General features: G+C 45.1%; 18 protein-coding genes, 2 pseudogenes and 1 riboswitch. Of the genes and pseudogenes, 15 read left to right on the top strand and 5 right to left on the bottom strand.

Annotation, left to right across the window (positions count from 1 at the left end; all coding sequences use genetic code 11):
- The first annotated feature begins 93 nt into the window (after positions 1 to 93).
- The 9 genes and pseudogenes from racE to yidD all read left to right on the top strand — a co-directional run bounded on the left by racE (position 94) and on the right by yidD (position 5,827).
- Positions 94 to 887 (top strand): annotated as a pseudogene (gene racE / locus FFV08_03325) (glutamate racemase).
- On the top strand, positions 884 to 1,888 hold the full coding sequence (locus FFV08_03330) for a nucleoside-triphosphate diphosphatase (protein QLB51777.1): 1,005 nt from the start codon (positions 884 to 886) through the stop codon (positions 1,886 to 1,888). Before racE ends, FFV08_03330 begins: the two are co-directional and overlap by 4 nt.
- Positions 1,867 to 2,388, top strand: coding sequence for a metallophosphoesterase (locus tag FFV08_03335; protein QLB51778.1), 522 nt, complete (start codon positions 1,867 to 1,869; stop codon positions 2,386 to 2,388). The genes FFV08_03330 and FFV08_03335 overlap by 22 nt, the downstream gene beginning before the upstream one ends.
- Positions 2,385 to 2,846 (top strand): CBS domain-containing protein, encoded by a 462-nt coding sequence (locus tag FFV08_03340; protein ID QLB51779.1) that lies wholly within the window; start codon positions 2,385 to 2,387, stop codon positions 2,844 to 2,846. The genes FFV08_03335 and FFV08_03340 overlap by 4 nt, the downstream gene beginning before the upstream one ends.
- Complete coding sequence (gene xerD / locus FFV08_03345) at positions 2,843 to 3,574, top strand: site-specific tyrosine recombinase XerD (GenBank protein ID QLB51780.1); 732 nt, start codon at positions 2,843 to 2,845, stop codon at positions 3,572 to 3,574. Before FFV08_03340 ends, xerD begins: the two co-directional genes overlap by 4 nt.
- A gap of 2 nt (positions 3,575 to 3,576) precedes the next feature.
- Positions 3,577 to 4,287 (top strand): segregation/condensation protein A, encoded by a 711-nt coding sequence (locus FFV08_03350; protein ID QLB51781.1) that lies wholly within the window; start codon positions 3,577 to 3,579, stop codon positions 4,285 to 4,287.
- On the top strand, positions 4,280 to 4,849 hold the full coding sequence (locus FFV08_03355) for a segregation/condensation protein B (GenBank protein QLB51782.1): 570 nt from the start codon (positions 4,280 to 4,282) through the stop codon (positions 4,847 to 4,849). The genes FFV08_03350 and FFV08_03355 overlap by 8 nt, the downstream gene beginning before the upstream one ends.
- Entirely contained in the window at positions 4,836 to 5,564 is a 729-nt protein-coding gene (locus tag FFV08_03360) for an rRNA pseudouridine synthase (GenBank protein ID QLB51783.1), read from the top strand. The genes FFV08_03355 and FFV08_03360 overlap by 14 nt, the downstream gene beginning before the upstream one ends.
- Positions 5,564 to 5,827, top strand: a complete 264-nt coding sequence (gene yidD / locus FFV08_03365; GenBank protein QLB53263.1) for a membrane protein insertion efficiency factor YidD — start codon at positions 5,564 to 5,566, stop codon at positions 5,825 to 5,827. Before FFV08_03360 ends, yidD begins: the two co-directional genes overlap by 1 nt.
- Before the next feature lie 183 nt (positions 5,828 to 6,010).
- Here the strand turns inward: yidD and FFV08_03370 are convergent, their stop codons facing one another.
- Together FFV08_03370 and trkA are read right to left on the bottom strand one after the other, a co-directional pair.
- Entirely contained in the window at positions 6,011 to 7,450 is a 1,440-nt protein-coding gene (locus FFV08_03370) for a TrkH family potassium uptake protein (GenBank protein ID QLB51784.1), read from the bottom strand.
- 4 nt (positions 7,451 to 7,454) lie between these two features.
- Entirely contained in the window at positions 7,455 to 8,804 is a 1,350-nt protein-coding gene (gene trkA / locus FFV08_03375; GenBank protein ID QLB51785.1) for a Trk system potassium transporter TrkA, read from the bottom strand.
- Between the two features lie 290 nt (positions 8,805 to 9,094).
- On the opposite strand from trkA, the gene FFV08_03380 reads away from it, so the two are divergent.
- The 6 genes from FFV08_03380 (at position 9,095) to FFV08_03405 (ending at position 13,203) form a co-directional block, all read left to right on the top strand.
- A complete protein-coding gene (locus FFV08_03380) occupies positions 9,095 to 9,649 on the top strand; it encodes a tRNA (cytidine(34)-2'-O)-methyltransferase (protein QLB51786.1) in 555 nt (184 codons plus the stop codon).
- A gap of 116 nt (positions 9,650 to 9,765) precedes the next feature.
- Positions 9,766 to 9,915, top strand: a riboswitch (FMN riboswitch).
- A gap of 131 nt (positions 9,916 to 10,046) precedes the next feature.
- Positions 10,047 to 10,604, top strand: coding sequence for an ECF transporter S component (locus FFV08_03385; protein QLB53264.1), 558 nt, complete (start codon positions 10,047 to 10,049; stop codon positions 10,602 to 10,604).
- Positions 10,594 to 11,244, top strand: coding sequence for a phosphatase PAP2 family protein (locus tag FFV08_03390; GenBank protein QLB51787.1), 651 nt, complete (start codon positions 10,594 to 10,596; stop codon positions 11,242 to 11,244). Before FFV08_03385 ends, FFV08_03390 begins: the two co-directional genes overlap by 11 nt.
- Before the next feature lie 95 nt (positions 11,245 to 11,339).
- Positions 11,340 to 11,648, top strand: coding sequence for a cysteine methyltransferase (locus tag FFV08_03395; protein QLB51788.1), 309 nt, complete (start codon positions 11,340 to 11,342; stop codon positions 11,646 to 11,648).
- 59 nt (positions 11,649 to 11,707) lie between these two features.
- The gene (locus FFV08_03400) at positions 11,708 to 12,655 is read left to right on the top strand and encodes a TIGR01212 family radical SAM protein (protein ID QLB51789.1); all 948 of its coding nucleotides are present in this window, start codon (positions 11,708 to 11,710) and stop codon (positions 12,653 to 12,655) included.
- Positions 12,649 to 13,203 carry a methyltransferase domain-containing protein gene (locus tag FFV08_03405; protein QLB51790.1) on the top strand — a complete coding sequence of 185 codons (555 nt, stop codon included), beginning with the start codon at positions 12,649 to 12,651 and terminating at the stop codon, positions 13,201 to 13,203. The genes FFV08_03400 and FFV08_03405 overlap by 7 nt, the downstream gene beginning before the upstream one ends.
- A 231-nt stretch (positions 13,204 to 13,434) precedes the next feature.
- On the opposite strand, the gene FFV08_03410 is transcribed toward FFV08_03405, so the two are convergent.
- The 3 genes and pseudogenes from FFV08_03410 to FFV08_03420 form a co-directional block, all read right to left on the bottom strand.
- Positions 13,435 to 13,809, bottom strand: coding sequence for a hypothetical protein (locus tag FFV08_03410; protein ID QLB51791.1), 375 nt, complete (start codon positions 13,807 to 13,809; stop codon positions 13,435 to 13,437).
- Between the two features lie 112 nt (positions 13,810 to 13,921).
- Positions 13,922 to 15,484 carry a beta-carotene 15,15'-monooxygenase gene (locus tag FFV08_03415; GenBank protein QLB51792.1) on the bottom strand — a complete coding sequence of 521 codons (1,563 nt, stop codon included), beginning with the start codon at positions 15,482 to 15,484 and terminating at the stop codon, positions 13,922 to 13,924.
- A pseudogene (locus FFV08_03420) lies at positions 15,481 to 16,274 on the bottom strand (ABC transporter ATP-binding protein). The gene FFV08_03415 and the pseudogene FFV08_03420 overlap by 4 nt, the downstream one beginning before the upstream one ends.
- Between the last annotated feature and the right edge of the window lie 68 nt (positions 16,275 to 16,342).

The following is a 16,342-nucleotide window of genomic DNA, read 5'->3' on the forward strand; positions in this document are numbered from 1 at the left end:
TAGTGACTGGCTTTTCATACCAGTAGACAAAATCTATAAAAAAATGGGGATTTGGAATCGGCTTCCAGTCCCTTGTTTTAGAAAGAAGACCTTATGGATAATCGACCAATCGGTTTTTTAGACTCAGGAGTGGGCGGTTTGACTGTAGTCCGTGAGCTCATGCGGCAGCTCCCCACGAAGAGGTCATTTATATCGGAGATTCAGCGCGGGCTCCTTACGGACCTAGGCCTGCTGAGCAGATTCGCGCTTATACCTGGCAGTTGGTCAACTTCCTCCTGACCAAGGATGTTAAGATGATTGTCATTGCCTGCAATACTGCGACTGCCGTTGTCTGGGAAGAAGTGAAGGAAAAGCTGGATATTCCAGTACTGGGCGTGATTCTGCCGGGGGCTAGTGCAGCTATTAAGTCAACTGCCAGCGGCCGCATCGGTGTTATTGGAACGCCAATGACTGTTTCTTCTGATATTTATCGTCAGAAGATTGAAGCGCTCTCGCCGGAGATGCAGGTGGAAAGTTTGGCCTGCCCTAAGTTTGTACCTTTGGTAGAGTCCAATGAACTTCATTCCAGTCTTACCAAAAAAGTGGTCTATGAAACCCTGCAGCCTCTGGTTAGCCGGGTAGATACCCTTGTCTTGGGCTGCACCCACTATCCCTTGCTCCGGCCTATTATTCAAAATAGGATGGGACCAAATGTGAAGCTGATTGACAGCGGGGCTGAGTGCGTACGGGATATTTCTGTCCTGCTTAATTACTTTGAAATCAACCGCAGCCGGGAAAAACAGGAGCTCAATCACCAATTTTACACAACTGCTAATGCCAAGAGCTTTTCGGAAATTGCAGAAAGCTGGCTGGGCCTGAAAGTGAATGTGGAGCATGTAAGTTTATGACAAATAAAATTTATGAATACATTGACGAGAACAATTGGTATATCGGAGAATGGACCCGCTTTCGCAAGGCTGGCTATCATTTCAACGACATCCCATATAGGCTCTTAGAGCATATTGATGCAGAGTTGAGTGAGTTGCTTAAGCGGGATTTGGACGAAGAATACAACGCTTTTACCACAGTTGTGGTCAAATACGGATCGCCCATGTCCTATATCCAGTTTGTCCTCAATATGATTAACGACCGCCAGGAGCGGGATTTTAAGGCGACTAGTCATAAGGGAGCTATTCTAATTACAGAAAAGGACTTGCTGCGCAAGGTCTTCTTCCTGTCCAAGGATGGGGTTAAGATGACCGACTTTTTTGGTCAGGGGCAGGAGTCCGAGATGGCTGTCGGAGACACCATTTTGATTGCGACTCGCAACGAAGGAAAGACAGCAGAGTTTCGCAAACTCTTTGATAAGTTGGGCTATAAGGTTGAAAATCTCAATGATTATCCTGATTTGCCAGATGTGGAAGAGACAGGAACTACCTTTGAGGAAAATGCGCGGCTCAAGGCAGAGACAATCAGTAAGCTGACCGGTAAAATGGTGCTAGCTGACGACTCAGGTCTGCAGGTCGATGTTTTAGGCGGCTTGCCTGGCGTCTGGTCGGCTCGCTTCGCTGGAGTAGGCGCGACAGATGATGAAAACAACATCAAGCTCCTGCATGAGTTAGCTATGGTGTTTGATATCAAGGATCGCTCTGCCCATTTTCATACGACCCTAGTGGTGGCCAGTCCTGACAGGGAGTCACTGGTAGTTGAAGCGGATTGGTCGGGCTACATTGCCCATGAGCCAAAAGGGGAAAATGGCTTTGGCTATGATCCTTTGTTCTTAGTGGGAGAAACAGGAAAAACGTCTGCCGAGCTGACGATGGAAGAAAAGAATGCGCAATCTCATCGGGCTCAAGCAGTTAAGAAATTAGTGGAGGTATTTCCAGCATGGCAAAGCAAACCATTATAGTCATGAGTGATTCTCATGGCGACCGTGCTATTGTAGAAGAGATTAGGAATCATTATATTGGAAAGGTAGATGCGATTTTCCATAACGGAGACTCTGAGCTTCCTTCTGATGATGAGGTATGGCAAGGGATTCAGGTTGTTGCAGGGAATATGGACTTTTACGACGGCTATCCAGAACGATTGGTGACAGATTTGGCGGGGACCATTATTGCCCAGACTCACGGGCATCTCTTCCATATCAACTTTTCTTTTCAAAAGCTGGATTTGTGGGCGCAAGAGGTTAATGCAGACATCTGCCTTTATGGTCACCTGCATATCCCAGATGCTCGAATGGAGGGCAAAACGCTCTTTCTGAATCCGGGCTCCATCAGCCAGCCACGCGGCCTAATCAACGAACGCCTCTACGCTAAGGTAGAGATTGATGATGACCGCTTTAAAGTTGATTTCTATACGCGAAATCATGAACTTTATCCAAGCTTGTCCAAGGAGTTTAGCCGATGATTGCTAAGGAATTTGAAGACTATCTGCTGCAACATGAAGAAACTTTTTTGACGCCTGGGGAAAATCTGGCGGTTATGATTGACACCCACAATGTGGATCATGCTATCCTACTATTGAGCCAGATGACATACTCACGTGTACCAGTCGTGACAGCAGGTAAAAAGTTTGTTGGTACGATTTCCCTGACCGACATCATGTCCTATCGCATGCGCCATGATCTGCCAGAAGAGGAATTCATGATGACAGACATCGTCCACATGACCAAAATGGACGACTTGACAGTTGGGCCAGATTATACTGTATCAGATGTACTTCATAAGCTGGTCGACGAGTCATTCCTGCCGGTTGTGGGCAAGGATCAGCATTTTTACGGAATTATTACTAGAAAGTCCATTTTGAAAGCTGTCAATTCCTTGTTGCACGGCTTTAGCAAAAAGTACGAAATTCGCAAAAAATGAAAGAATACATTAGACCGTTTTTAAATCAAAAAAACATCTCAGAAAATTCTAAAATTGCCTATTCTTATGATTTGGAGCAGTTTATCGAGGAAGTACATGGCCGGATTACCGAGACTAATCTGCGGATTTATCAGGCCTCTATCAAGGATTTTAAGGCAGCTGTTCAGAAGAGGAAGCTCTCAGCAGTCAATCAATTTCTCTACTTCCTTTATCAGCAGCAGCTTATTGAGGAGTTTCACCGCTTGGTCCTGCCCAAGGTTTCCATATCAAAGGAGCAGGAAAATGAACTGCTGGACCTGTCTGCTTTTTGGCAGGAATCAAGCGTTCCCAGGGGGCGGCTGATGGCTCTGCTTATCTTGGAAATGGGCTTGCTGCCCAGTGAGATTCTGCAGGTCAGAGTGGCAGATGTCAATCTTGACTTTCAGGTTTTGAAGATTGAAAAGGCCGGTCAGAAGCGGGTCATCAAGATTCCTGAGAGCTTGACGGGCGAGCTGGAAGACTATCTGACAGGGACATATTTATTTGAGAAAAACGGCAAATCCTATTCTCGCCAATGGGGCTTCCGTCAGCTAGAGGCCTTCTTGATTGAGCAGGGACAAGCCAGTCTATCCGCCCAAAGCCTGCGTGAACAGTTTATTTTGCGCCAGCGGGAGAAGGGAATTGGCCTCTATGATATTGCCCAAGATTTGGGCTTGAAAACCATGATTACACTAGAAAAATATAGATAAAAATGGATATCAAACTAAAAGATTTTGAAGGCCCGTTGGACCTGCTGCTCCACCTTGTATCTAAGTACCAGGTGGATATTTATGATGTGCCCATTACGGAGGTTATCGAGCAGTATCTGGCTTATGTGGCCACCTTGCAGGCCATGAAGCTGGAAGTGACGGGCGAGTACATGGTCATGGCAAGCCAGCTCATGCTGATTAAGAGCCGCAAGCTTCTACCTAAGGTGGCGGATAATGCTGAGCTGGAAGATGATTTAGAGCAAGACCTCTTGAGCCAGATTGAGGAATACCGCAGGTTCAAGCTTTTGGGTGAGAAAATGTCGCTCCAGCATGATGACCGAGCTCTTTATTACTCTAAGCCCAAGCTGGAGCTGGTTTATGAAGACGCTGAGCTCCTACATGACAAGTCAACGATAGATCTTTTCTTGGCTTTTTCCAAGGTTATCGCCAAGAAGCAAGAGGAGTTTTCTAAGAGCCATACAACCATTGTGCGAGACGAGTATAAGATTGAGGACATGATGGAAGTGGTGCGCCAGCGTTGTGCTGGTAAGAGCCGTCTGGCTCTGCAGGAGATTTTTGCAGAGACCAAGGACATGAATGAAGTTATTACTCTCTTTCTGGCGACCTTGGAATTGGTCAAGGTGCAGGAAGTGCAAGTCATTCAGGAAGAAAATTTTGGAAATATTTATTTAGTAGGAAGAGGAAATGAGTAAGTTAGCAGAGATTGAAGCCCTGCTTTTTGTGGCGGGAGAAGATGGACTCAAGGTTCATCAATTGGCAGAAATCCTTTCTTTGCCGCCGACCGGTGTCATTCAGAGTTTGGAGAAGCTGGCTGAGCAATATGAAGCAAATCCAGACTCTAGCCTGACCCTGCTGGAAACCTCAAAGACATACAAGCTGGTCACAAAGCCAGAGTTTGCTGAGATTCTGCGGGCCTATTCGAGGGCTCCGATCAATCAAAGTCTGTCGCGGGCAGCGCTGGAGACCTTGTCTATCATTGCCTATAAACAGCCGATTACAAGGGTGGAAATAGATGACATCCGCGGGGTTAATTCCAGCGGTGCTTTGGCTAAGCTCTTGGCTTTTGAACTGGTTCGAGAGGATGGCAAAAAAGAGGTCATTGGCCGGCCAAATCTCTATGTGACAACGGATTATTTCTTAGACTATATGGGAATTAATCACCTAGATGAGTTGCCGATTGTCGAAGAAACAGAGCTAGTTGCTGAAGAAAGCCAGCTCTTTATTGAAAGGACAGATATCGATGAGAATCAATAAATACATCGCTCAAGCTGGGATAGCCAGCCGCCGTAAGGCAGAAGAGCTCATCAAGCAAGGGAAGGTCAGTATAAACGGCCAAGTGGTACGTGAGCTGGCGACGAACGTTAAGTCTGGCGATCGTGTGGAAGTAGAAGGCCAACCTATCTACAACGAAGAGAAGGTTTATTACCTCCTCAATAAGCCGCGCGGGGTCATTTCCTCTGTCAGTGACGACAAGGGTCGTAAGACGGTCGTGGAGCTCTTGCCTAAGGTCAAGGAGCGGATTTATCCGGTCGGTCGTTTGGACTGGGATACTTCTGGCATTCTCATTCTGACCAATGATGGAGACTTTACCGACGAGATGATTCATCCCCGCAATGAGATTGATAAGGTCTATGTGGCGCGTGTCAAAGGATTGGCCAATAAAGAAGTTCTTCGTCCTCTGACTCGAGGTGTTGAGATTGAAGGACGCAAAACTAAGCCAGCGGTTTATGAGATTATCAAGGTTGATCCGGCGAAAAATCGCTCGGTCGTTCAGCTGACCATCCACGAAGGCCGTAACCATCAGGTCAAGAAGATGTTCCAAGCGGTCGGATTGCAAGTAGATAAGCTTTCACGGACTCGCTTTGGTCATTTGGACTTAACTGGCCTTAAGCCTGGTGAGTATCGTAAGCTCAGTAAGAAAGAAGTCAGCCAGCTGCATACACTGGCTGTAACCAAGACCAAGAAATGATAAAGAAACTGCTTATTGCTCCTGTCCGCTTTTATCAACGCTTCATATCGCCTGCTTTCCCTCCATCTTGCCGCTTTCGGCCCACCTGCTCTAACTATATGATAGAAGCTATCCAGAAGCATGGAGCCAAAGGTGTCCTAATGGGCTTGGCGCGCATTCTCCGCTGTCATCCCTGGTCTCAGTCGGGAGAGGATCCTGTACCAGACCATTTCAGTTTGAGAAGAAATTATTCAAGAAAAAGAGAGTGGGACAGAAATCGGTAATTCGTTAGAATTCGATTTCGTCGTCCCACCTCCGCACAGTTGAGTAGGGCTGTAAAAGCTGATGAAATCAGCGTAATAGAGCCCACTCAACCACTGCGTCTTGCTCGACAATCCAAAGACAATTGAGAGGCTAGGACTTTTGTCCCAGCCTCTTTATATATATCTATATTCTCCGAATATTTCCTATCTTCTAGACCAAGTCTTAGGCAGGAAGAGCAGGAGAATCGGGTAGATTTCCAAGCGACCGCCAATCATAGCAAAGGCCAGCAACAGTTTGGAAAAAGGACTAAAGATAGAAAAATTATCTGTCGTCCCAATCATGGGGCCGATATTGTTGAAGCAAGAGAGAACCCCGCTGACAACCGTCATGAAATTATTATTATCCAAGCTGACAATGAAAATGAGAGCTAGAGTAATCAAGATATAAACGGCTAAGTATTTCAGTACCTTATGCTGAGTATCCTTGTCAATGACCGCACCATTGACATGCAAGGTCAGGACGCGATTAGGTGATAAGGTAGATAGAATCTGATTTTTAGCAATGCGGGACATGATAATCCCCCGAATGACCTTAAATCCCCCAGCTGTTGATCCAGCTGAGCCCCCGATACACATGAGCAGGAGCAGGATAACTTGAGAAAAGAGCGGCCATTTGACTGTATCGCCATAGCCAAATCCAGTTGTTGTGATGACATTGGCTACCTGGAAGAAGGAAATCTCCACGCTCTTGGCAAAGCCTTGATAGAGATGGAAGACATTAAAGGCAATCAAGGCTGTGGAAAGAAAGACAATCCAGAGATAGCCCTTGAGCTCCTCATCTTCAAAGCAAGCTTTAAACTTACGAATCAGCAAGTAATAGTAGAGATTGAAGTTGACCCCGAAAGCTAAAACTCCAAAGCTGACTAGATAAGTAATCAGCGAGCTGTTATAGTGGGCGATACCGTCATTATAAACGGTGAATCCTCCTGTGCCAGCAGTTCCCATGGCAATGACGAGACTATCAAAGAGGGGCATGCCCGCTAGGAAATAAAGCAGAGCAAAGATAGCAAAGAGAGCCAGATAGATGATGTAAAGAATCTGAGCCGTACTCTTGAGCTTAGACACGACCTTGCCAAAGACTGGGCCCGGAACTTCTGCTTTCATGACCTCCAAGTGACCATTTTTAGCATTGTCCATAATAGCTAAGGCAAAGACCAGCACTCCCATCCCTCCGATTAAGTGAGTAAAGCTGCGCCAGAAGAGCAGCGAATGGGAGAGAACGCCGACATCGTTAAGGATAGTCGCTCCCGTGGTTGTAAAGCCAGAGCTGATCTCAAAGAAAGCATCAATAAGGTCTGGAATCTGCCCGGAAAAAACAAAGGGCAGGGCTCCGAAGAAGGACCAGAGAATCCAGCAAAGGGCTACAATTAGGACCCCTTCCTTGGCGTAGATATGCAGGTCCTTGGGCTTGAAATAAGAGCCTATTCCACCTAAAACTAGCAGGATGGCCATGGTTGCCCCGATAGAGAGAAAGACCTTTAAAGGCTCACCGTAGATTAGAGCTACGATAATGGGCACAATCAGCAGTGCCGCCTCAATCAGCAGTAATTTTGCCAGCAGGTAGCGAATCATAGATCTATTCATGGGCTTACCTCGCTAACAGATCGTAAATCTGCGTGATATTTTGCAGCAGAGTGGTAACGATAATCTTATCTCCGACTTGCAGGTCGTCATCACCGGTAGGGAAGATGGCTTTGCCTTGACGGATAATGGCCGCAATCAGGACATCTTTCTTCAGATGAAGCTGAGACAGAGGAATACCAGTCATTTTGTTTTCTTCCTTGATTTGGAATTGCAGGGTCTCAATTTGGCCATTGGCTACATGGTGCAGAGCTTCTAGGTTAGAGAATTGAGCATTGTAGCGACCGCGGATAAAGTGCATAATGGTATCAACAGCGATACCTTTAGGCGTCACGATGCTGGCAAAATCTTGGTTATCAATGATTTCCAACAAACTAGTCCGGTTAATCTTGGTGATGTTTTTCTGTACACCTAGATTATTAAGGAACATGGAAGTGATGATATTTTCCTCATCCACACCGGTCAGGGTAGCGATGGCATCAAAGTTATTAGCGCGTTCCTCCAGCAGGATGTCCTTGGCAGTACCATCACCATGGACGACATAGAGATCAGGAAATTCCTGACTGAAAAAGTTTGCTCGCTCACGGTTGGATTCAATGATTTTGAGCTCGATTTTACTGTTTTTGAGAATATTGAGCAGGTAATAAGCAATCTTGCCTGCCCCGATAATCATCAAGCTCTTAACCACTCTAGGGCGTACCATATTGTGGAATTGAACGATGTCTAGGCGGTTACCTGTTACATAGATCTTGTCCCCGGCCTCCAAAGTGAAGTCGCCATCAGGAATTTCCAAGTGCCCTTTTCTCTCAATAGCACAGACAATGATATTTCCAAATTTCTTACGGAACTGGGAAATATTCATCTGGCAGAGATTGCTGTCTTCCTTGAGTTTGAACTCCATCAGTGCCACCCGCCCATTGGCAAAATGCTCTACTGACAGGGCATTAGGAAAGTCAATGATGTTAGCAATATAGCGAGCAGTTAGGAGCTCAGGATTGACCACCAGCGAGAAGCCCAGGATGTTCTTCTCCTTAAAGTAAGGGTTGGAATACTCAGGATTGCGCACTCGGACGATAGTTTCCTTAGCCCCCATCCGCTTTGCTAGAACCGCTGAAACCATGTTGACCTCATCATGCTCGGTCATAGAGATGAAAATGTCACAGTGGCTAACATCCGCCTGCTCTAGGATTTTGAAGTTGGCTCCATTGCCAGAAATACCGATAATATCATAGCGTTTGGTAATCTGGTTGAGAACAGCCTCATCCTGCTCAATCAGGATAACATCATGTTTTTCAGCCACTAAGGAGCGACAGAGGGCCGTTCCGACCTTCCCGCCGCCAACAACGATAATTTTCATAAGTTTAGATTCCTCCAAAGTATGTATCTATCATACTCTTTTTTCATTTAAATTTCATCTATAAAATACAGAATAGTCTAGTTATTTATAGAATTCCGAATATTTTTTCACTAAAATGATATCTTCCTATGAAAATTTTAAAAAAACTAGAATTTTTTGAGCCGTTTTTATTGACTTGTAGGCTGAAAGTGTTATACTAAATGAGTACCTTCATTGGTTTACCTCAAACCTGTTGTGATGTAAGTTAATGAAGCCTTAACCACGCTGTTTGCTGAGCTTGACTCCGGGCAGTGTGGCTATTTTTTTATCTAAAGAAAAATACTAGGAAAAATATTCTTATTATGAAAAATCATATCGTTCTTTTTGAGCCTCAGATTCCGCAGAATACCGGCAATATTGCCCGTACTTGCGCCGCGACTAATTCGCCGCTTCACATCATCAAACCCATGGGTTTTCCCATTGATGACCGCAAGATGAAGCGGGCGGGATTGGACTATTGGGATAAGCTGGATATCACCTATTATGAGAGTTTAGACGATTTTATGGAGCAGATGGACGGTAGTCTGTATCTGATTTCTAAGTTTGCAGAGAAGGTCTATTCTGAGGAAAATTTTGCAGCAGAAGGTTCGCACTATTTTATGTTTGGTCGTGAGGACAAGGGGTTGCCAGAGGAATTTATGCGTCGCCATCCAGAAAAGGCCCTGCGTATTCCTATGAACGATCAGCATGTCCGCAGCCTCAATGTCTCCAATGCGGTCTGCATGATTGTCTATGAAGCCCTGCGTCAGCAGAATTTTGCTGGCTTAGATTTGGTACATGAGTATGAAGCGGACAAGCTGAAGTAGCGGAATGAATGTATCTAAGCAGTAATTTTTTCTAATAGATAGAATATTATTGTTGAAACATTTTTAATTACATCAATCAAATTGCTTGCTCTGGCAGGCTTTTTTTGTTATGATAATGATGTCTTCAGGGCAGGGTGAGATTCCCGACCGGCGGTAACTTTTGGCTGGAAAATGTTTTTTCTCAATGCCAAATCAAGTCCGCGAGCGCAAGCTGATGTGGTGAGATTCCACAACCGACAGTATAGTCTGGATGGGAGAAGACGAGAGGCAGTGAAGCAATCTTGCCGTTTAATCTTTATTTAAGGGCTGAGCCTTATACTAAATAATCATTAGCTGACAAGCTTTTTTCAGTGGCCTTTCCGGCTTCTCTAATTTTTATAAATTGGAGGAACCTGTGATGACAAATACTCGTAAGTTGGCGATTGTAGCAGTTTTATCTGCTCTATCATTTCTACTCATGCTTTATGAGATTCCCTTGATAACCGAGTTTCTAAAGTTGGATTTTTCAATTATTCCGATTTTACTGGCTTTGGTGGTCTTGGATTTCAAAAGCTCTATGGCAGTTCTCTTGATTCGCTCTGTCTTAAAGCTAGCTTTGAATAATCATGGTATAGGCACTCTTATCGGTCTCCCCATGAATATATTGGCAGTAGCTGTATTTGTTTCTGCTTTTGCACTCTTATGGAAAAAAAGGAAGGGATTAACTAGCTATGTGAAGGCCTCCTTGGCAGCAACGCTTGGTCTTACGATCACTATGATCGTTTTAAATGTCATCTATGCAGTGCCTCTCTATGCGAGGTTTGCTGGTTTTGATATTAATAAAGCATTTGGTCTTTCCAAGTACCTGCTGACCATGATTGTCCCTTTTAACCTATTAGAAGGAGTAATCTGGGCTGTCGTCTTTTGGCTAATTTACAAACTCTTGCAGCCCGTTCTAAAACGCTATGAAAAATAAACAATCATATCTAACAAAGGGTACTTTTGCCCTTTTACTTTTCGTTATACTCGGTTATATGGTCAAATTTTATCCTGACCAGCTGACTAATTTTGATACCCCGATTCAGACCTGGTTGCGGGGTGATTTACCTGCAGCTTTGACGACATTTTTCAAACTAGTGACCCGTATGATTGATCCGATGGGGATTATCATCTGGGTTTCAGCTCTTGTCCTGTTTTTCCTTTATAAAAAATGGAAGCTAGAAGCTGCCTTGCTAGCGGGAAATCTGGTCTTACATGGGATTTTGATTAAGCTGATTAAACTCGTTTACCACAGAAACCGACCGAGTCTTTCGCATTTGGTCGAAGAGAGTGGTTATTCTTTCCCGAGCGGACATTCCATGGCGGCAGCCATTGTTCTAGGGACCTTGATTATTATCGCTCAGCAACGGATTCAAAACCAAAAAATCAAGCGCTTGGTACAAGGCCTGCTTCTGGTCTATATCTTCACTGTTATGGCATCCAGAGTCTATCTGGGCGTGCACTATCCGACAGATGTTATCGGAGGGGCCTTGCTGGGCTTTGCTATTCTCAATATCGAATTTCCCTTTTATGACAAGCTGCGCTTTCAGTGGCGTTTCAAGGGAAAGCAGAAATAAATATAGATGCGAAAGGTTGGCTTTGCTGGCCTTTTTGTCTTGACAAATAAAATCCCTTTCTTTAAGATAGGAACAAACAAGATTAGGAGGTCAGAATGTCCAATTTGAATCAAGAAATCATAGATGCTGTTTTGGTAGTAGTAGATAGCATTCCCTCTGGGTGCGTGGCAACCTATGGTCAGATTGCTCGTTTGATTGGACGGCCTAAAAACGCCCGCTTGGTGGGAAAGATTCTCAGTCAATCGGAACTTTATGGCAGCAAGCATCCTTGCCATCGGGTAGTCAATGCAGCAGGGCGCCTCGCACCTGGCTGGGAAGACCAGAGACACTTGCTCTGGGCGGAGGGAGTGGACTTGAAGGCTAATGGCTGTGTGGATTTGAAAGTCTATTTGTGGGAACGGTGATTTCCTTCTTTCTTTGTGAAAGAGGGAATTTTTGTTTCTATGCCCCTTTTTGTGGTAGAATGAAAGGTATGAAATCTTACAATTCTTTGAATGATTATTATCGAAAACTTTTTGGAGAAAAGACTTTTAAGGTGCCTATTGATGCGGGTTTTGACTGTCCCAATCGGGATGGTACGGTAGCGCATGGAGGCTGTACTTTCTGTACCGTTTCGGGTTCTGGCGATGCCATTGTGGCGCCTGATGCGCCCATTCGCGAGCAATTCTATAAGGAAATTGACTTTATGCACCGCAAGTGGCCAGATGTTCGCAAGTATCTGGTCTATTTCCAGAACTTCACCAATACCCATGAGAAGCTTGAAGTAATCCGTGAACGCTATGAGCAGGCTATTAACGAGCCAGGGGTCGTTGGACTCAATATCGGGACTCGGCCCGACTGTTTGCCTGATGAGACCATCGCCTACTTGGCTGACCTGTCCGAGCGCATGCATGTGACTGTGGAGCTGGGCCTTCAGACTACCTATGAGGAAACCTCGGACCTCATCAATCGTGCCCATTCTTATGAGCTCTATGTGGAGACGGTCCAGCGAGTCCGTAGGCTAGCTCCCAAGGCGGAGATTGTCTCTCACTTGATTAACGGACTGCCGGGTGAGACACATGAGATGATGCTAGAGAATGTCCGCCGCTGTGTGACGGACAATGATATTCAGGGGATTAAGCTCCACTTGCTTCACTTGATGACCAATACCCGCATGCAGCGGGATTACCATGAGGGGCGATTGCAGCTGCTCAGTCAGGAGGAGTATGTCTCCATCATCTGCGACCAGTTGGAGATTATCCCTGAGCATATCGTCATCCACCGTATCACGGGCGATGCTCCGCGGGATATGTTGATTGGCCCCATGTGGAGCCTCAATAAATGGGAAGTTCTTAATGCCATTGAGACAGAAATGCGCCGTCGTGGCAGCAAACAAGGCTGTAAAGCAAAGGAGCAGAGATTCGTATGTTAAGACCCTTACAGATGGCCCATGCCTTTTTGGCAGAAGTCGTGACCAAGGAAGATGTCGCTGTGGACGCTACCATGGGCAATGGACATGACACCCTCTTTCTGGCTAAGTTGGCCAAGCAAGTCTATGCTTTTGACATTCAGGAGCAGGCTGTGGAAAAGACCCGCCAGCGCTTGGCAGAAGCTGGCTTGGACAATGCCCAGCTAATCTTGGCCGGGCACGAGACCTTGGACCAGTACACAGATCATTTCAAGGCCGCTATTTTTAATCTGGGCTACCTTCCTTCAGCGGACAAGTCTGTCATTACCCGACCCACTACGACGCTGGAAGCTCTGGAAAAGGTCTGCCGGGGATTAGAAAAAGGGGGCCGAGCAGCTATCATGATTTACTATGGGCATGAAGGCGGCGAAGTTGAAAAAGATGCGGTGCTAGACTTCGTCAGTCAGCTGCCCCAGCAGGACTTCACCGTTGCCCTCTACAAGACCATCAACCAGATTAACAACCCGCCTTTCTTGGTCATGATTGAGAAATTGAGAGAAGTGCTTGGCTAAACGCCTCAGGAAGCGTTTGGTCAAGTGCCTTTTTAATTTACTGACGATTTTATTTGGAAAAATAAGCAAAAAAGCAGTAAACCATTGCGATTTACTGCTTTAAAAATTCTTCTATTCATTTTTGCGACTCCTGTATTCAGGATAGCACAATAATCTCATTGGTAATCATGTATAGAGATGTTATTCCCAAATTCTAATTTGATGCACTGTAGATGATCCTCATTTCACACGCTACATCTGAATTGCTGTTATCCAAAAACATACTCCGGCTATAAGTGAAATCGGAGTCATTACATATTTTTCTTTCTTACTTTTTGAAATCATGTTCATAATCGTATTCAAGGATAGGTAAGCGGCAAAGAAGAAACAAATATATTTAGTCACATTAAAAGACAGCCACAAGGGAAGTAAACCTCCAGCTTGCAAAATAATGATCATGGCAAAAATTTGGATAGCCACCGAAATGACTGCCGCAAGTCTAAATTTCTTAGGTAAGATTTTATGTTGTCCACCCATTGTATATTCGCCCAAAGGCAGACCGCAAGCAACAAGAACTGTCATAATTGCTATAACTCCAAATAATACTGCACCTAATATGGAAAACATAAATCGCTATTCTCCCTTCGCAAAATACAAAAAATTTTAATTACAAATTCAACTTTGTTTCACTTAATGTTCCTATAAATATTATAAGAAATTCTTATCAAGTGTTCAAGTTTTATAGGTTTTTCTCAAGCTGGTCTATTGATTTCCCTTTTCCTTTGTTCTTCCACCAATCGCTCAGATCGACTAAGGATTGAGCGGCGGAAGGGATGAGAAGGAGGACATAGATATAGACATACTGGCTCTTGGTTTCCCAGAAGAAGTGGAAGAGGCCGCCCCCCAAGAGAAAGATGAAGGGATAGAGGTCAAAAGGCGTCAGCTTTTCCTCGGCGACGAAAAATTTATGCAGGATAAAGAAACAGGAGAGAAGATAGATGCTGGCTAGTAGGGTTAAGAGCAGGAAATTAACAATCTGATAACCCTTTCTTTCCTCATAAATACTGCGCAGAATAGTTGGTTTCATGTATTGCTGGCGCTCAATCTGAGGCCCAGTCCAGATAGACTGAAAAGTCGGCTCAGTCCAGGTCGACTTGACCTTTTCGTAGAAGAATTTCAGCGCATAAGCAGGATGCTTACTGAAGTGAATCAAAATATCCTTCAAATCCCGAGTGGCCATTTCTGTAGCCAAATTTTCATCGTACTTGTTGCGCTTGAGAATCTTGGTATTGTAGGCATCGTACCAGCCTCCCAAGGTCTGCCGATTAGGATCATCTCGCAGGCCCATAGTGATATAGGCGATTTTTGGGGTACCAACACCAATCTCACTCCCAATCAGCTGTTCATAGTAGGCCGTCAGTCCCTTGTTTGAAAGAACGATGCCGGCTAAAATCAGAATGATGGCTAACGGTTTCTTCCAAGACCATTTATAAAAAATGGACAGGAAGCAGACGCCGATCAGCATAATGGCAAAGATAATGTAGTTGTTGCGCAGGAGGCAGGCTAGACTGATGCTGGCAGCTCCCAGCAAAGCATAGAGTAAGTTTCCTTTCTGGTCCAGCTTGATAAAAGCATAGAGACTGAGCAGACAGAAGAAGAGCCCAGGAATGGTACCATAGACAAAGAGAACGAAAAAGAGCTGTGGTAGAAAGAGAAAAGTCAGCAGAATCGTGTATTTCTGGATGATTTCTCTGGCATTTAGGAGAGCTGTAATCTTATAAATCAAGAAATGACTGAGTAGAGTCCAGACGACATTCATGCTAAAGGCAAACTGAGTCGTTGGAGAAATAAAAGCATAAAGTCGCTCCAGAGTCATCAGTCCTAACTGATGGGGATTTCGGTACATGTAGCTTCCGATTGTTGTCAGTGAGCTGTAATCTCCTCGGTTAAAGGCTAGCGCTGCATTGAAAACGTGCTTGGCGTCAGCTCGGATGCGGCCATCGTAGGCCGTTATCAGAAAAATCGCTGCTGCTATAAAGATGAGGGACAGGATCCAAAAAAGATGCTTGGTCTGAACCTTTTCCAACAGGGGCCGGATTAAAAAGAGGCTGAGGAGAAAAAGCAGGAGAATAGGGTAGAAATACCAAGGATTACTGACGAATTGGACCCCCTCAGCAATCCTCAAAGGGATGTAAGTATGGGACAGCAGAATCTGCCCAGACAGGAAAAGCAAGGCAATCGCAGTCATGGTCAGAATCAGAAAATAGCCCAGGTTGAAGATGGTATTAGAAAATTGCTTCATGAGGAACTAACCTCCACCTTGATGAAATAGTGGTCTTCTCCTAGCTCAATCAGCTCGACTGGTTGGGGATAGAAGCGGTCCATGACCTCTTTTTGAAAAATTTCTTTTTTAGGACCTTGGGCTATGATTTGGCCTTCTTTTAGGAGCAGGACATGATCCATAGCAGCAGTGATTTCCTCTACATGGTGGGTGACATAGAGGATGGTTGGAGCCTGATTCATCTCTGTAATCTTACCAATTTGATCCAGCAGGCGCTCGCGGGCAAAGAGATCCAGACCGCTGGTCGCTTCGTCTAAGATAAGCAGTTCTGGCTTTTCCATGAGACTACGCGCAATCAGCAAGAGCTGCTTTTCCCTTGAGACAGACTGGCGTAGCTTCGGCCAATCAATTCTTGCCCGCCAATGGAAGCCAGCATTTCCCTAGCTTGATTCAGCTCAGTTTGCCCGTAAGGAGCATAGAGAATACTGCTTTTATACTTGCCTGTTAGGACGATTTCTTCGGCTGTGAGACGGCTAGGCAGGCGTTCAGCAATGAAGGAGCCGACTACTCCAATCTTCGTTCGCAGCTGAGGAATGTCGCCGGCACCAAATTCAGTACCGAGAACTGTTACCTTACCCTGGGTCTTCCAATGTTCAGCCATGAGCAGGCGCAGGAGAGTAGACTTTCCAGAACCGTTGAGACCGAGAATAGCCCAATTCTCCCCCTTTTTCACCTGCCAGTTGAGATCTTTTAAGATGGTTCGGCCTTGTTTAGCCAAGCTTACATTTTCCAGTTTGATAATCTTTTCCATTTTTATTCTTTCTTTCGTTAAATCTCCTTTATTATAACAAAATTTATGGTAAAATAACTGATAGGAGG

The sequence above is a fragment of the Streptococcus sanguinis genome (assembly GCA_013378335.1).
GTDB classification, from domain to species: Bacteria; Bacillota; Bacilli; order Lactobacillales; family Streptococcaceae; genus Streptococcus; species Streptococcus sanguinis_I.

Excerpts from the sequence above, each read along its gene's own strand:
- FFV08_03415 (QLB51792.1), bottom strand. The coding sequence starts at position 15,484 with ATGAAGCAATTTTCTAATACCATCTTCAACCTGGGCTATTTTCTGATT.
- FFV08_03335 (QLB51778.1), top strand. The coding sequence starts at position 1,867 with ATGGCAAAGCAAACCATTATAGTCATGAGTGATTCTCATGGCGACCGT.
- FFV08_03390 (QLB51787.1), top strand. The coding sequence starts at position 10,594 with ATGAAAAATAAACAATCATATCTAACAAAGGGTACTTTTGCCCTTTTA.
- FFV08_03395 (QLB51788.1), top strand. The coding sequence starts at position 11,340 with ATGTCCAATTTGAATCAAGAAATCATAGATGCTGTTTTGGTAGTAGTA.
- xerD (QLB51780.1), top strand. The coding sequence starts at position 2,843 with ATGAAAGAATACATTAGACCGTTTTTAAATCAAAAAAACATCTCAGAA.
- trkA (QLB51785.1), bottom strand. The coding sequence starts at position 8,804 with ATGAAAATTATCGTTGTTGGCGGCGGGAAGGTCGGAACGGCCCTCTGT.
- FFV08_03340 (QLB51779.1), top strand. The coding sequence starts at position 2,385 with ATGATTGCTAAGGAATTTGAAGACTATCTGCTGCAACATGAAGAAACT.
- FFV08_03360 (QLB51783.1), top strand. The coding sequence starts at position 4,836 with ATGAGAATCAATAAATACATCGCTCAAGCTGGGATAGCCAGCCGCCGT.
- FFV08_03400 (QLB51789.1), top strand. The coding sequence starts at position 11,708 with ATGAAAGGTATGAAATCTTACAATTCTTTGAATGATTATTATCGAAAA.
- FFV08_03330 (QLB51777.1), top strand. The coding sequence starts at position 884 with ATGACAAATAAAATTTATGAATACATTGACGAGAACAATTGGTATATC.
- FFV08_03350 (QLB51781.1), top strand. The coding sequence starts at position 3,577 with ATGGATATCAAACTAAAAGATTTTGAAGGCCCGTTGGACCTGCTGCTC.
- FFV08_03410 (QLB51791.1), bottom strand. The coding sequence starts at position 13,809 with ATGTTTTCCATATTAGGTGCAGTATTATTTGGAGTTATAGCAATTATG.
- FFV08_03370 (QLB51784.1), bottom strand. The coding sequence starts at position 7,450 with ATGAATAGATCTATGATTCGCTACCTGCTGGCAAAATTACTGCTGATT.
- FFV08_03355 (QLB51782.1), top strand. The coding sequence starts at position 4,280 with ATGAGTAAGTTAGCAGAGATTGAAGCCCTGCTTTTTGTGGCGGGAGAA.
- FFV08_03385 (QLB53264.1), top strand. The coding sequence starts at position 10,047 with ATGACAAATACTCGTAAGTTGGCGATTGTAGCAGTTTTATCTGCTCTA.
- FFV08_03405 (QLB51790.1), top strand. The coding sequence starts at position 12,649 with ATGTTAAGACCCTTACAGATGGCCCATGCCTTTTTGGCAGAAGTCGTG.